Origin of the sequence: Nocardia blacklockiae (assembly GCF_015477355.1) — a bacterium.
Lineage (GTDB): Bacteria > Actinomycetota > Actinomycetes > Mycobacteriales > Mycobacteriaceae > Nocardia > Nocardia blacklockiae.
This window is the reverse complement of the sequence record NZ_JADLRJ010000005.1, coordinates 289610-303107: the sequence shown is the minus strand read 5'-3', so window position 1 is coordinate 303107 and position 13498 is coordinate 289610. Positions and strand designations below refer to the sequence as shown.

The 13498-nt window shown below is 70.2% G+C and carries 11 protein-coding genes and 1 pseudogene; 5 read left to right on the top strand and 7 right to left on the bottom strand.

The window, feature by feature from the left end; all coding sequences use genetic code 11:
- The first annotated feature begins 42 nt into the window (after positions 1-42).
- On the top strand, positions 43-1509 hold the full coding sequence (locus IU476_RS17660) for a catalase (RefSeq protein WP_195101457.1): 1467 nt from the start codon (positions 43-45) through the stop codon (positions 1507-1509).
- A gap of 59 nt (positions 1510-1568) precedes the next feature.
- Here the strand turns inward: IU476_RS17660 and IU476_RS17655 are convergent, their stop codons facing one another.
- Positions 1569-2207, bottom strand: coding sequence for a TetR/AcrR family transcriptional regulator (locus IU476_RS17655; RefSeq protein WP_195101456.1), 639 nt, complete (start codon positions 2205-2207; stop codon positions 1569-1571).
- Positions 2208-2321: 114 nt separating this feature from the next.
- On the opposite strand from IU476_RS17655, the gene IU476_RS17650 reads away from it, so the two are divergent.
- Entirely contained in the window at positions 2322-3068 is a 747-nt protein-coding gene (locus tag IU476_RS17650) for an SDR family oxidoreductase (protein ID WP_228823814.1), read from the top strand.
- A gap of 19 nt (positions 3069-3087) precedes the next feature.
- Here the strand turns inward: IU476_RS17650 and IU476_RS17645 are convergent, their stop codons facing one another.
- Positions 3088-3837, bottom strand: a complete 750-nt coding sequence (locus tag IU476_RS17645; RefSeq protein ID WP_195101455.1) for a TetR/AcrR family transcriptional regulator — start codon at positions 3835-3837, stop codon at positions 3088-3090.
- A 153-nt stretch (positions 3838-3990) separates the two neighbouring features.
- On the opposite strand from IU476_RS17645, the gene IU476_RS17640 reads away from it, so the two are divergent.
- On the top strand, positions 3991-5532 hold the full coding sequence (locus IU476_RS17640) for an MFS transporter (RefSeq protein WP_195101454.1): 1542 nt from the start codon (positions 3991-3993) through the stop codon (positions 5530-5532).
- A 474-nt stretch (positions 5533-6006) separates the two neighbouring features.
- Here IU476_RS17640 and IU476_RS17635 read toward each other — a convergent pair whose 3' ends face one another.
- The 4 genes and pseudogenes from IU476_RS17635 to IU476_RS17620 all read right to left on the bottom strand — a co-directional run bounded on the left by IU476_RS17635 (position 6007) and on the right by IU476_RS17620 (position 11250).
- The gene (locus IU476_RS17635; RefSeq protein ID WP_195101453.1) at positions 6007-6639 is read right to left on the bottom strand and encodes a LutC/YkgG family protein; all 633 of its coding nucleotides are present in this window, start codon (positions 6637-6639) and stop codon (positions 6007-6009) included.
- A 228-nt stretch (positions 6640-6867) separates the two neighbouring features.
- Positions 6868-8106, bottom strand: a pseudogene (locus tag IU476_RS17630) (transcription termination factor Rho, short form); the annotation flags it as partial.
- A 242-nt stretch (positions 8107-8348) separates the two neighbouring features.
- On the bottom strand, positions 8349-9407 hold the full coding sequence (locus IU476_RS17625) for a tellurite resistance/C4-dicarboxylate transporter family protein (protein WP_195101452.1): 1059 nt from the start codon (positions 9405-9407) through the stop codon (positions 8349-8351).
- A gap of 205 nt (positions 9408-9612) precedes the next feature.
- Positions 9613-11250: a GMC family oxidoreductase gene (locus IU476_RS17620; RefSeq protein WP_195101451.1), complete on the bottom strand. Its 1638-nt coding sequence runs from the start codon at positions 11248-11250 to the stop codon at positions 9613-9615.
- Positions 11251-11583: 333 nt separating this feature from the next.
- Here IU476_RS17620 and IU476_RS17615 point away from each other — a divergent pair, with 333 nt between their 5' ends.
- Positions 11584-12069 (top strand): glutathione peroxidase, encoded by a 486-nt coding sequence (locus IU476_RS17615; protein WP_195101449.1) that lies wholly within the window; start codon positions 11584-11586, stop codon positions 12067-12069.
- A 4-nt stretch (positions 12070-12073) separates the two neighbouring features.
- Here the strand turns inward: IU476_RS17615 and IU476_RS17610 are convergent, their stop codons facing one another.
- The gene (locus IU476_RS17610) at positions 12074-12640 is read right to left on the bottom strand and encodes a TetR/AcrR family transcriptional regulator (protein WP_195102022.1); all 567 of its coding nucleotides are present in this window, start codon (positions 12638-12640) and stop codon (positions 12074-12076) included.
- Positions 12641-12753: 113 nt separating this feature from the next.
- Here IU476_RS17610 and IU476_RS17605 point away from each other — a divergent pair, with 113 nt between their 5' ends.
- Positions 12754-13422: a class I SAM-dependent methyltransferase gene (locus IU476_RS17605; RefSeq protein ID WP_195101447.1), complete on the top strand. Its 669-nt coding sequence runs from the start codon at positions 12754-12756 to the stop codon at positions 13420-13422.
- Positions 13423-13498 lie beyond the last annotated feature (76 nt).

Sequence of the window (13498 nt, the reverse complement as noted above, 5' to 3'; positions counted from 1 at the left end):
GCAGCCCGTCCTGGGGTTGCTCGTCAGCCAAGGAGGCGTCGCATGACCAAGCCGACCACCACCAACACCGGCACCCCCGTGCCCAGCGACGACGAGTCGCTGACCGCGGGCGCGCAGGGCCCCATCCTGCTGCACGACCACTACCTGATCGAGAAGCTCGCCCAGTTCAACCGCGAGCGGGTGCCGGAGCGGATCGTGCACGCCAAGGGCGCGGGCGCGTTCGGCGAGCTGGTCGTCACCAACGACGTCAGCCGCTTCACCAAGGCCAAGCTCTTCCAGCCCGGCGCGCGCACCGAGACGCTGGCGCGCTTCTCCACCGTGGCCGGTGAGCAGGGCAGCCCCGACACCTGGCGCGACCCGCGCGGTTTCGCGGTGAAGTTCTACACCGAGGACGGCAACTACGACCTCGTCGGCAACAACACGCCGGTCTTCTTCATCAAGGACCCGATCAAGTTCCCCGACTTCATCCGCTCGCAGAAGCGGTTGCCGGGCAACGGACTTCGCGACCACAACATGCAGTGGGACTTCTGGACGCTGCGCCCCGAGACCGCACACCAGGTCACCTGGCTGATGGGCGACCGCGGCATCCCGAAGACCTACCGGCACATGAACGGCTACGGCTCGCACACCTACCAGTGGATCAACGCCGCCGGTGAGCGGTTCTGGGTGAAGTACCACTTCCGCACCGACCAGGGCCAGCAGTTCCTGACCCAGGCCGAGGCCGACCGGCTGGCCGGCACCGACCCCGACTACCACCGCCAGGACCTCTGGGAGGCCATCGAGCGCGGCGAGTACCCGAGCTGGACGCTGTACGTGCAGGTCATGCCGGTCGACGAGGCGGCGGGCTACCGCTTCAACCCGTTCGATCTGACCAAGGTGTGGTCCAAGAAGGACTACCCGCTGATCGAGGTGGGCCGCTGGACGCTGAACCGCAACCCGCGCAACTACTTCGTCGAGATCGAGCAGGCCGCGTTCGAGCCCTCGGCGATCGTGCCGGGCATCGGCTACTCGCCGGACAAGATGCTGCTGGGCCGCGTGTTCGCCTATGCCGACGCGCACCGGTACCGCATCGGCACCAACTACGCGCAGCTGCCGCCGAACCGGCCCCGCGCCGCCGAGGTCGACAGCTACTCCAAGGAAGGCGCGATGCGGTACGACTTCAACGCGCCCGAGGTTCCGGTCTACGCGCCCAACTCCTTCGGCGGCCCGCACGCGGACGCCTCCCGCGCTCCGGAGGAGGCGGCCTGGTCCTTCGAGCCGGAGCAGGTGCGCGCCGGTTACCTCCAGCACGCCGAGGACGGCGACTTCACCCAGCCCGGCATCCTGGTCCGCGAGGTGTTCGACGACGCCCAGCGCGACCGCCTGGTGAGCAACGTCGTCGGCCACGTCCTCGGCGGCGTGCGCGAACCGGTGCTGAGCCGCGTCTTCGAGTACTGGAAGAACGTGGACACCGAGATCGGCAAGCGCATCGAGGAAGGCGTGCGCGCGGGCCTCGAGGGCAAGCGCTGAGTCTCCCCGGATGACAAGGCCCGCACCGATTCGGGTGCGGGCCTTGTTCGTTCGCCGACCTATCGCAGCAGTGAGTCCGTCAGCTGTTCGGCGGTGGCGCGGTCCAAGGGGGCGTGGCCGAGCAGGAAGCGGTACCAGAACAGGCCGTAGAACTGGTCCACGATCAGGTCGGGGTCGGTGGCCGCGGCGAGTTCGCCGCGCTCGCGGCCGCGAACCAGGATGTCGCGCACCGCTTTTCGGCGGGCCGCGGTGAATTCGCGGAGCAGGTCGGCCAGGTGCGTGTCGCGGGCCGACTCCCGGACCAGCGTGCGCAGCGCGGCGGCGGTGGACGGCTCCTGCGCTCCGGCGAAGGTGGCGGTGACGACCGCGCGCAGGTCGCCGCGCATCGTCCCCGTATCCGGCTGCGGGACAACGCGATCGGCGGTGGCGAGCAGTGCGTCCAGCAGCACCGCGCCCTTCGACGGCCACCAGCGATAGATGGTCTGCTTGCCCACCCCGGCCGCGCGGGCGATGGCGTCGATGGTGATCGGCGACCCGTCCGAGGTGGCGAGCAGGTCCAGGGCCGCCGCGAGGATCGCCGCGTGCACCTGCTCGTTGCGGCGGCGGCCGGTGTGCGCGCGGGTCTCCGGCGGCCGCCCCGCAGCCTCCCCGCGCGCGGTGGCCGCGCGTGCGTCTTCGGCCCGCCCTCGCGCTGCCATCCGATCCCCTCTCTCGCCTCGACCCGCGTGGGAATACGGTACGCGCTATGCTCGTTGTCGAGACTGTCAGTCTCGTCAAGAGCATCGCGAGACCTTCGCAGAAAGAAGCGCACAATGACCGCTCCCCACAGCTCCGGCAGCGCCGTCCCGCACGTCGTCGTCATGGGCGGCAGCTCCGGCATCGGCGAGGCCACCGCGGCACTGTTCGCCGCGGCCGGGGCCGAGGTGGTCGTCACGGGCCGCGACCGGGACAAGCTGGACGCGGCCGTGGCCCGCATCGGCGGGAAGACCACGGGCGCCCGGGTCGACGCCACCGACCAGGCCGCGGTCGACGAGTTCTTCGCCCACTCGGCGACCATCGACCACCTGGTGATCTCCGTGAGCGGCTCGGCGGGCAGCGGCCCGTTCGCCGAACTCGGCCTCGACGAATTGGCCGCCGGCTTCGACGGCAAGTTCTGGCCGCAGGTCCGGATCCTGAAAGCCGCTCTCCCGCACCTGGATCCGGCCGGTTCCGTCACCCTGGTGACGGCCGGTTCCTCGCGCGCGGCCTTCCCCGGCACGTCCGGTCTCGCGGCTATCAACGGGGCGCTCGACGCCATGGTGCCGCCGCTGGCGGTGGAGCTGGCGCCGCTGCGGGTCAACGCCGTATCGCCCGGTGTCATCGACACGCCGTGGTGGGACCGGGTTCCGGAGGATCAGCGCCGAGTGCTGTTCGACGGCATCTCCGCCACCACTCCCGTGGGCCGCGTCGGCCGCCCCGAGGACATCGCGCGGGCCATCCACACCGTGGCGACCAACGGTTTCATCACCGGCGTCGTGCTGGACGCCAACGGCGGCGCGAACCTGGCCACCGGCCGCTGAGTCCAGCGCTCGGCTCCATTCAGCCCCGGCGGCGTTGTTCGGCGCCGTCCATGATGAGGTTCAGTTCCTCGTCGAACGTGCTCTCTCGATAACCGGCCGAGTCGCGGCCGCGGTGTTCGACGTAGCGCTTGTAGTTGCGCGGATACGGCTGCGCCGCCGACTCGTACGCCACCAGCAGCCGCTCCATCCACTGCTGCTCGTCGAGCCCGCTGCGGGCGACGGTGGCCAGCATCGCCGCTTCGGTCGAGGTGGCGCCGAGGATGTAGGTGAAGATCGTGTTGGTGACGCGGTCGGCCGTGTCGTCGTCGAAACCGGCCGCTTCCAGCACGGCCAGCACCTGCTCGGTCAGGTGCATCAGGTGCGGCCCGAGGAAGGCCAGCCCCGCGCTGCTCAGCACCACGCCCACCCACGGGTGGCGCAGCATCACCGCGCGCACGTCGCGGCCGAACGTCAGCAGGGTCTCGCGCCAGCGCGCCGGTTCGCCGACGCCGGGCGCGGGCACCTCGCCGAAGACCTCGTCGACCACCAGCTCGAGGATCTCCTCCTTGTTCGACACGTGGGTGTAGAGCGAGGTCGCGCCCGCGCCCAGCCGCGCGCCGAGCTTGCGCATGCTCAAGGCCTCGAAACCCTCGGTGTCCAGCAGGGCGATCGCCTCGGCGACGATCTGGTCGCGGCTCAGCGCGGGCGTCTCCCGCCGCGCCCGCTGCGGGCGAGTCCACACCGAGGGGATCCCCTCCGCTGCCGTGCCGTGCCGTGTGTCGGTGGCCATCTCCGCTCCTAACGTCGTCCCGGTCCAGCATAGCGCCTGTGTCGAACGGTGTTCGGAAAAGCGAACGACGTACCTGTTGCGAACACTGTGCGGTGAGACGTACAGTGTTCGTCATTACGCACGCCGTGCGGAATCTGCTCGAAAGGGTTCACGATGGAAACGCTCGAAACGACCGCCGGGGACGCGGTCGCCCGCAACCCGCGCCGCTGGCTGATCCTGGTGGTGCTGTGCCTGAGCTCGCTGGTGCTGGTGATCGACAACATGGTGCTGACCGTGGCGATCCCGGACATCGCGACCGACCTGCACGCCGGCGCCCAGCAGATCCAGTGGATCATCGACGCCTACCTGCTGGTGTTCGCCGGGCTGCTGCTCACCTCGGGCAGCCTGTCCGACCGGTTCGGCCGGCGGCTGGTGATGGTCCTCGGCCTGGTGCTGTTCGGCGGCGCCTCGCTACTGGCGGCCTACGCGAGCACGCCCGAACTGCTGATCGCCGGCCGGGTGGTGATGGGCCTCGGCGGCGTGCTGATCATGCCGAGCACGCTGTCGATCCTCATCACCGTCTTCGACGATCGCGAGCGCCCCAAGGCGATCGCCGCGTGGAGTTCGGTGGCCACGCTGGGCATGGTCGGCGGTCCCGTGGTCGGCGGCGCGCTGCTCGACCACTTCTGGTGGGGTGCGGTCTTCGTGATGAACGTGCCGATCGCGGGCCTGGCGATCGTCGCCGCCCTGGTGCTGATGCCGGAGTCGAAGGGGCCGTGGCGGCGGCCCGACTTCCCGGGCATGGTGCTGTCGACGGTGGGCATGGTCGCGCTGGTGTGGGCGATCATCGCGGTGCCGCAGGACGGCTGGAGCGACACCGGCGTGCTGACCGCCTTCGCCGTCGCCGCTATTGCCTTGACCGGCTTCGTGATTCGCGAGATCACCACCGACTCGCCGATGGTGCCGCTGGCCCTGTTCCGCAACCGCACCTTCACCGGGTCGAGTTTCTCGCTGGTGCTGGTGACCTTCGCCAACGGCGGCCTGGTCCTGGTGCTGACCCAGTACCTGCAGTTCGTACTCGGTTACACGCCGATGCGCACGGCGCTGGCCTTCACACCCATGGCGGTCGCGATCCTGGCCTGCAACGGAGTGGGCGCCACGCTGGTGGGCCGGTTCGGCGCGAAGGTGGTCACCGTGGCCGGGCTGGTGGTGGTCGCGGCGGGCTTCGGCGCGCTGGCCGTGCTCGACGCGGACAGCGGCTTCTGGCCCGTCGCGCTGGCCACGGCCCTGCTGGGCGCCGGCGCCGGACTGGCGATGCCCGCGGCCATCGGCGCGCTGATGAGCACGGTCCCGGCCGAGCACGCCGGTGTCGGTTCCGCGCTGAACGACACCATCCAGCAGGCGGGCGCCTCGATGGGCGTCGCGGTGCTGGGCGCGATCCTCGCCGGCACCTACACCGACGAGATGCCGGAGTGGACGCCCGCGGCGGTGCGCGAATCCATCGCCGCCGCGCTCGGCACCGGCGACGAGGGCCTGATCGGCCTGGCCCGGCACGCCTTCAGCTCGGCCATGTCGGCCACCTTCACGGCCGGCGCGCTGAGCGCCCTGGCGGCCTCGGTGGTGGCGGTGTTCCTGATGCGCAATGTGAAAGACGTTGCCGCCGAAGGGGATACGGCCGCGAGCGACGAGACGGCGGCGGTCGCCCCGACACCGTGACCCCGTCCCGAGACGAATCGAACACCGTGAATACCGCTCCGCCCCGGCCGTCGACCGGGGCGGAGCGCGTGGACGGCGGCCGACCGGCCTACAGCATTCCCCACCAGTAGAGCAGGCAGGCCAGCACGAAGACGACTGCGGTTTCCATCGTCGCTCCCAACCTCATTCGCGTGTATCACCCATCATTCCTCGAGTTCGCGGGACGCGCCGCCGACCAAGATCACAACGCCGCAACGGCCACCGCGGCCCCGGCCTGTCGCGAGATACGCGCCGCCCGGAAACTGCCGCGCATGCTCCTGCCGCCCCCTCCGGTCGGCAGGAGCACGCGGTCGCATCGGACGTGACCCGCCACCCCTCGTAGACGGGTCACGTCCGCTGTGCCAACCCCGGCTCGGGGATGCACCGGTGAGCTCCGGTGGTGAGACAGACGATGCCGCCCCGGGCTTGGCGGGGACTTAACGAGTGCTTGCGGTGCTATTCGACGACGAAGACGATCAGCCGGCGCGGGCTGTCCCCGGTCGCGCGGAGGTCGGCCGCCCCGGACGGGCCGCCGTAGAAGGTGATGGGGTGGCGCGGGTCCAGCTTGTCGAGCACCTCGGGCAGCGTGGGCACGATCTGTTCGGCGCGCACCACGCAGACGTGGCAGGGCGGCACCAGGGCGGGGGTGCGGCGGAGCTGGCCGGGACCGCCGTCGAGAACGAGCGTGCCCGAGTCGGCGACCGCGCCGGTGCAGGTGGTGACGATCGCGTCCACCGGTTCCGAGGCGGACTGCTGGCTGTGCTCGACGACCGTGCGGTGCTCGTCCGGCGCGGACCAGTGCTCGAGCCACTCCTCGGGCAGGCCGTCGGGCGCCAGCACCGAGGTGATGCCGTGCGCGCGCAGGGCCAGGTTCACCCGGTCCGCGAGCTCCGGCTCGGTGAGGCGTTCGCCTTCGGCGCCATAGTGTTTCGCCTGTTCGAGAAACTGTTCGACCGCGGCGGCACGATCCACCGGGGAGACGACCGCGGCGTGGCGCGGATGCCGCGAGAGCGTGACGGTGCGCTCGTCGTCGGGCAGCGCCATCAGGCCGTCGCGCACGCGGCGCAGGATCTCTTCGCGCGGGGTCACCGGGGCCTCCGTCCGCCGGTCACACCACAGGCCAGCAGCAGCAAGGGGGCACCTCCCAGTCGAGCAAGGTCGGCGCGACCTTCCCGCGACGATCACCAACCGGAAACCAGGCTACCCCGGCGTCGGGACCCGGCTAATACCGCGCAACGTTCGGTCGCCGGGACCGGGAGGCAGGCGCGCACGTCAGCGGCTGCTCCGGCGGATACGGGCGCTTCGGCGGGTCGGGTGTCAGCTACCGGCGGCGCGGATGCCGGCGAGGAATTCGGCGTTGGTGTCGGTCTGGCGCAGGCCGGTGAGCAGGAGTTCGAGGGCCTGCTGCGGTTCGCGGCCGGCCAGGGTGGCGCGCAGCGACCGCACGGCGGCCGCCTCGTCCGGCGTCATCAGCAGGTCGTCCTTGCGGGTGCTGGACTGGGTGACGTCGACCGCGGGGTGCAGGCGCCGTTCGGCGGTGCGGCGGTCGAGCTTGAGTTCGGCGTTGCCGGTGCCCTTGTACTCCTCGAAGATCACGGTGTCGGCCACCGAGCCGGTTTCCACCAGGGCGCTGGCGATGATGGTGAGCGACCCGCCGTTCTCGATGTTGCGGGCCGCGCCGAGGAACTTCTTCGGCGGGGCGAGCGCGGCGGCGTCCACGCCGCCGGACAGCACGCGCCCGGAGGCCGGCGAGGCCAGGTTGTAGGCGCGGGCCAGGCGGGTGAGCGAATCCAGCAGCACCACCACGTCGCGGCCCATCTCGACCAGCCGCTTGGCGTGCTCGATGGCCAGCTCGGCGACCGCGACGTGCTCGCGCGGCGGCTGGTCGAAGGTGGCGGCGGCGATGTCGGCGGGAACCGCGCGGGCGAGGTCGGTGACCTCCTCCGGGCGCTCGCCCACCAGCACCAGCATCAGCTGGCATTCGGGGTGGTTCTTGGCGATGCCGTGCGCGATCGCTTGCAGCACAGAGGTTTTCCCGGCCTTGGGCGGCGCGACCACCAGGGCGCGTTGGCCTTTCCCGATCGGCATCGCCAAATCCGTGATGCGCGTGGTCATCTCGTGCGGCTCGGTCTCCAGCCGCAGCCGGTCCTGTGGATAGATGGGGACGAGATCGGCGAAGTGCGGCCGGGACCGGGCCTGCTCCGGCGACAGCCCGTTGACCGTGTCGACGCGGACCAGCGGCGCGAACTTGACGCCGTCCCGCTTGGGCCCGCACGCGCCGGTGACGGCGTCGCCGCGGCGCAACCCGTACTCGCGGACCAGGCGCGGCGACACGTGGGCGTCGTTCGGCCCGGCCAGGTAGCCGTCGACGCGCAGCGACGCGTGGTTGTCGGCGATGTCCAGGATGCCGGTGACCGGTGTGGCGGCGGTCGCGTCCGCGGCACCGCCGGTGTTGTGAATTGTCTTGTCTTTCATGGTATTTCTCCTGAAGGTAGGGATGTATCGTGATCGCGGCGAGCGCCGTGAGCGCGGTGTGGAGCCGCGGTGGAGATCCCCGGCCGGGATACGAGAGGTGGCGCGGTGCGCGCCGGAGGTTCGGCTCGGAGCGAGTGAAGAAATCTTGTGGGAGGGACCGCCCGGGTCTACCTACATCCACACGATTGCGACAGTGCCTACGGTAGCGGCAACCTCCACAACACGCAACGGTGCCGATTCATTCCGGGCCTCGATAGCGGGCGCGCCGACCTGGTCCACGGTGACCGGCCGACGGTCGCGGGCTCCTACTCCGGTTCGCGCCGTTACGTTTCGGCCGCTGGTCGCCGCCGTCGCCGGAGCAGAGTGACCACGAGGGCGGCCGCGGTGGCGAGCCACGCGCCCAGCGCCACCCAGGCCTCGGCGTGCCCGAAGGTGACCATCCAGTGCGCGCCGAGCACGCGCCCGAGTTCGGCGGTGCCGACGCCGTACATGCCGATCGGGAACACGATGCTCCACAGGCCGGGCTCGTAGGCCACGGCGAAGTGCCGCACCAGGTGCCGCCACACCCCGGCGGCCAGCAGCAGCGGGATCAGCCAGCTGCCGAACGCCCACAGCGCGAGCGCCGCACCGGCGACGAAGGGCCGCACCTCGGTGACGAGCCGATCCGGCCCGTCCTCCAGCACCTGCGCCCCGGCCAGCACGCTGATCGCGGTCGCGCCCATGAAAACCCAATACGCCGGAACGAGTTTCGCCGCCGTCAGCGCGCCGCCGAACAGCGTGCCCAGCACCAGCGCCGCCACACCCAGATACAGCACGACACCCACCGACCAGCACAGCAGCGCCGGCACCGCGAAACGGTGGCCCCACGGCTGCGGCAGCAGCGTGGCGGCGACGGCCAGCGACTGCGTGCCGACCACCCACAGGAACCAGGTGCCGTCCGCACCGGTGACCGCCTCGTCCGGCGCGTGGTGCACCATCAGCGCCGCCGGGATCGCGTAGCACAGCAGCAGCCACGCCGCGGCCGCGATCCCCAGCAGCACCAGCGCGGGTGTCGCCCGATCGTGCTTGGCCAGGCCCGCAGCGAGCACCGCAGACCCGGCGACGAAGGTCAGATAGGTGAACCCGACGGCCGGATTGCGGGCGTCGGCGAGGGCCTCGGCAGGGAAGAAGGCCAGCCGCAGCAGCGTCGCCACGGTCAGCACCGCGAACGCCACCAGCCCGATGACCAACAGCACATCGCCGCCCCACGCCCACCCCGCCCCGGTGACCGCCCGCGACACGATCCCGGTCGCCATCACGGCGGCGAACCACCCGGGCTTGAGATTCCGCACGCCCGCCACGCGAGTGCCCGCCGCCGCCCGCCGAGCCGAAGGTTCGCCCACGAGCCCAAGTTTCGCACCGCTCCGCGTGCCGGCCGGGGAACTGCGGACGGGCGAGTGTCCGCGTGCCGACCTCATCGCCGCTGGGTGCGATCGGATCGCGACGGAGGGCGGGCTGCGGATGCACGACGCCCACCGGACGCCTGTGGAGGCGGTCGGTGGGCGTTCGGGTGCGGTCGCGTGGCGGGAATGCTCCCGCTTCAGCGAATTACATTCCGGCGGTGATGAATTCGGCGCACTTCTCGCCGATCATGTAGGAGGGTGCGTTGGTGTTGCCGCCGGTGATGCTGGGCATGATGGAGGCGTCGGCGACGCGGAGTCCTTCGATGCCGCGTACGCGCAGCTGGGGGTCGACGACGGCGCGTTCGTCGACGCCCATGCGGCAGGTGCCGACGGGGTGGTAGACGGAGTGGATGCGGTTGGGCAGTTCCCGGCGCAGCGCGGTCTCGTCGCGGAAGTCCGGGCCCGGCGAGAACTCCTCGGTCACATCGCCCACGATCGTCTTCGACGACATGATGTCGCGGATCATGCCGATGGCCTCGACGAGGAAATCGGCGTCGGCGGAATCGGACAGGTAGCCCGGATCGATGAGCGGCTGCTCCAGCGGATCGGTCGACGCCAGCCGCAGGTCGCCGCGGCTCTTCGGGTAGATCAGCGTCGGGAAGACGGTGATCGCCGACCGGCGGTCGACCATGTGCAGCTTGTCCTCGTCCTGGTTCGGCGTCGGATAGCTCCACGGCAGGGTGTGGATCTGCATATCCGGAATGTCCTTGGCGAACGAGGTTTTCACGAACCCGACGCATTCGAACACCGTGCGCCCGAACCACGAACTGCCCGGCCGCAGCGTCTCGCGCAGCATCCCCGCCGCGAAGTGCGACGGAATGCCCCGGTGCAGCGCCTTTTTCGAGATGAAGGTCATCGGGACGAACAGGTGGTCGTGCAGGTTCTGTCCGACGGGGAGGTCGGCGTGGACGTCGATGCCGTGGTCGCGCAGGTGTCCGGCGGGGCCGATGCCCGACAGCAGCAGGGTGTGGGCCGAGCCCATGACGCCGCCGGAGACGATGACTTCCTTGGCGGCGCGGATGATGCGGCGGCGGCCGCGTTTCTCGATGATCTCCACGCCGGTGGCGCGGCCCTTCTCGATGACGACGCGGGCGGCGTGGGCGCCGGTGACGACCTGGAGGTTGGGGTTGGGTCGTTCGGTGAGGAAGCCGCGTGCGGAGCTGTAGCGGATGCCGTTTCGGACGCTTTGCTGGAAGACGCTGATGCCTTCCTGGGATTCGCCGTTGTAGTCGGCGATCTGCGGCACGCCCAGGGTTTCGCTGGCGGCGGTGAGGAAGCCTTCGGCGATGGGGGTGAGTTCTTTCTGGCGGGTGACCTGGATGGGTCCGCCGGCGCCCCGCAGGTCGCTTGGGCCGTCTTCCCAGTTCTCCAGGCGTTTGTAGGCGGGCAGCACGTCCTGGTAGCTCCAGCCCTCGCAGCCTTCGGCGGCCCAGGAGTCGAAGTTGGCCTTGTTGCCGCGCACGAACAGCATGCCGTTGACCGAGCTGGAGCCGCCGAGCACCTTGCCGCGGGTCATCGGGATGCGGCGTTCGTTGGCGTGCTTCTGCGGCACCGAATACTGACTCCAGGTGACCTGGTGCTTCAGCTGGGGAACCGTGTGCACCGTCGTGATCATGCCCGGCACCCGGACCAGCCGGGTGTTGTCCTTGCGGCCCGCCTCCAGCAGGATCACGCTGGCGCCGTGCTCGGCCAGCCGGCCCGCGACGATGGCACCGGCGCTGCCGGCGCCCACGACGACGTAATCGGCTTCGCTGGTACCCGCGGTGCGCGGAGAGTCGGTCATAGTGCTTTACCTCATCCTCGAAGTAGTCGGCAGGTCGCGGTCGCGCTCGGTGCCGGAGAGCGTGCCCGAGATCACTGTAGAACAAGTTCTAATATTGGTGAAGACGCGGACCCTGATGCGCGGGCTCGGCCTACCTCGCCGGTGGTCGACTGGAGTGGCCGGATAGATCATCAATGCGCCGCTCGAGCGCCCGCGAACAGGCTCGCGAGAGCGGTTCGTACATCGTAGAACCCGTTTCATTTTTCGAATCCGGGCGCATGGTTATCGCGTAGCGATCCGCGCTCGACGATTTCACCCGGGGGTCCGGTGCGGGTTCGCCCTATCATCGCCGGTGTGACTATTCGTGACATTGCCGTACGCACTCTGACCGACGAATCCACCACCCTCGGCGAACTGGCCGGCGACAAGGCGCTGCTGATCGTGAACGTCGCCTCCAAGTGCGGCCTGACGCCGCAGTACACCGGTCTGGTGGAGTTGCAGCAGACCTACGGGCCGCGCGGCTTCAGCGTGATCGGCGTGCCGTGCAATCAGTTCATGGGCCAGGAGCCCGGCACGGCCGAGGAGATCCAGGAGTTCTGCTCGACCACCTACGGCGTGGACTTCCCGTTGCTCGCGAAGTCCGAGGTGAACGGCGACGACCGGCACCCGCTGTATCAGGAGCTGGTGCGGACGGCCGACGCCGAGGGCGAGGCCGGCGACATCCAGTGGAACTTCGAGAAGTTCCTCGTCGACCGCGACGGCAAGGTGGTGGCCCGGTTCCGGCCGCGCACCGAGCCGAAGGACGCGGCCGTGGTCGAGGCCATCGAAGCGGTGCTCTAAGCGCTCAGTGCCGCAGCACCCGCAGCGCGGCCTGCTCCAGCCGGTCGGCGATCTCGGCGTAGGAGGCGTAGCCCATCCCGGCGCGCACCAGCGCCCCGGCGTAGAGCAGTTCCAGCGATTCCACGATCTCGGGATCGGCCCCGTCGCCGAGCGCGGTGACCAGGCGTCGGCGGATCTCGCTACCGATGCGCACGCGCAGGTGCGCGACATCCGGGTCGGTGCCCAGCAGCGCGCTGGTCACCGCTCCGGCGAGCGCCGGTTCGTCGGCCACCAGCATCGCGATCTGACGCAGCACCGCGACCGTGCGCGCGACGTTGTCGGCATCGCCGTCGGGTTCGGCCGGGGCGGTCGCGGCCAGGCGCCGCCAGAAGACCTCGGCGACAAGGTGTTCCTTGGAGGAGAAATAGGTGTAGGCGGTCGCGGTGCCGACTCCGGCGGCGGACGCGACCATGCGTACGGTCAGGCCGGCGAAGCCCTCGCGGGACAGCACCTCCAGGGCGGCCCGGGTCAGCCGGTCGACGGTGTCGGCCTGCTTCTCGGTGAGGCGGCGGCGGGTCGCCTCCAGGCTCACGGGCATAGAATCAGACACGTGTCTGGATGCTACTATGGACACCTCTTACGGGCAACTCGCACGGTCTTTGTCATCGGCGGTGTGTCACGCGACGACAGAAAGGTGCGTCCCTCATGACTCGTGCCGATTCCGCGCTTTCCGAGGCGGCCGGGGAATTGTTCGAACTCGCCGAGCAAACTACCGGTTTCATGCCGCCGGAGGAGGGCCGGGCGCTGTACGAGGCGGCGCTGCGGTACGGCGGCGACGGCGTCATCGTGGAAATCGGCACCTATTGCGGCAAGTCGTCCATCTATCTGGGCGCGGCCGCCCGCGACACCGGCGCGACCGTGTACACCGTCGACCACCACCAGGGCTCCGAGGAACACCAGCCGGGCTGGGAGTACCACGACACCTCGCTCGTGGACCCCGAGACGGGCCGCTTCGACACCGTCGCCCAGTTCCGCCGCGCCATCGTGCGGGCCGGGCTCACCGACACGGTGGTCGGCGTCGTCGGTCCCTCGGCCACGGTGGCGCGCATCTGGCGCACCCCGATCCGCCTGCTGTTCATCGACGGCGGCCACACCGAGGAGGCGGCCCAGCGCGACTACGACAACTGGGCGCTCTGGGTGGCGGCGGGCGGCGCGCTCGCCATCCACGACGTGTTCCCCGATCCCCGCGACGGCGGCCAGGCCCCGTACCACATCTACCGAAAAGCCTTGGACAGCGGGAATTTCCGCGAGGTGTCGGTGACGGGCTCGCTGCGGATCCTGGAGCGCACCGCGGGCTGCGGCGGGCAAGGCTAGCCCGCCCTCAGCGTCGCCCCACGGTATTCCCGGGACGGTGATGCCTTTGCCGGGATGACGGGGGAAGACATGCCGG

Excerpts from the sequence above, each read along its gene's own strand:
- IU476_RS17640 (WP_195101454.1), top strand. The coding sequence starts at position 3,991 with ATGGAAACGCTCGAAACGACCGCCGGGGACGCGGTCGCCCGCAACCCG.
- IU476_RS17645 (WP_195101455.1), bottom strand. The coding sequence starts at position 3,837 with ATGGCCACCGACACACGGCACGGCACGGCAGCGGAGGGGATCCCCTCG.
- IU476_RS17660 (WP_195101457.1), top strand. The coding sequence starts at position 43 with ATGACCAAGCCGACCACCACCAACACCGGCACCCCCGTGCCCAGCGAC.
- IU476_RS17655 (WP_195101456.1), bottom strand. The coding sequence starts at position 2,207 with ATGGCAGCGCGAGGGCGGGCCGAAGACGCACGCGCGGCCACCGCGCGC.
- IU476_RS17605 (WP_195101447.1), top strand. The coding sequence starts at position 12,754 with ATGACTCGTGCCGATTCCGCGCTTTCCGAGGCGGCCGGGGAATTGTTC.
- IU476_RS17650 (WP_228823814.1), top strand. The coding sequence starts at position 2,322 with ATGACCGCTCCCCACAGCTCCGGCAGCGCCGTCCCGCACGTCGTCGTC.
- IU476_RS17620 (WP_195101451.1), bottom strand. The coding sequence starts at position 11,250 with ATGACCGACTCTCCGCGCACCGCGGGTACCAGCGAAGCCGATTACGTC.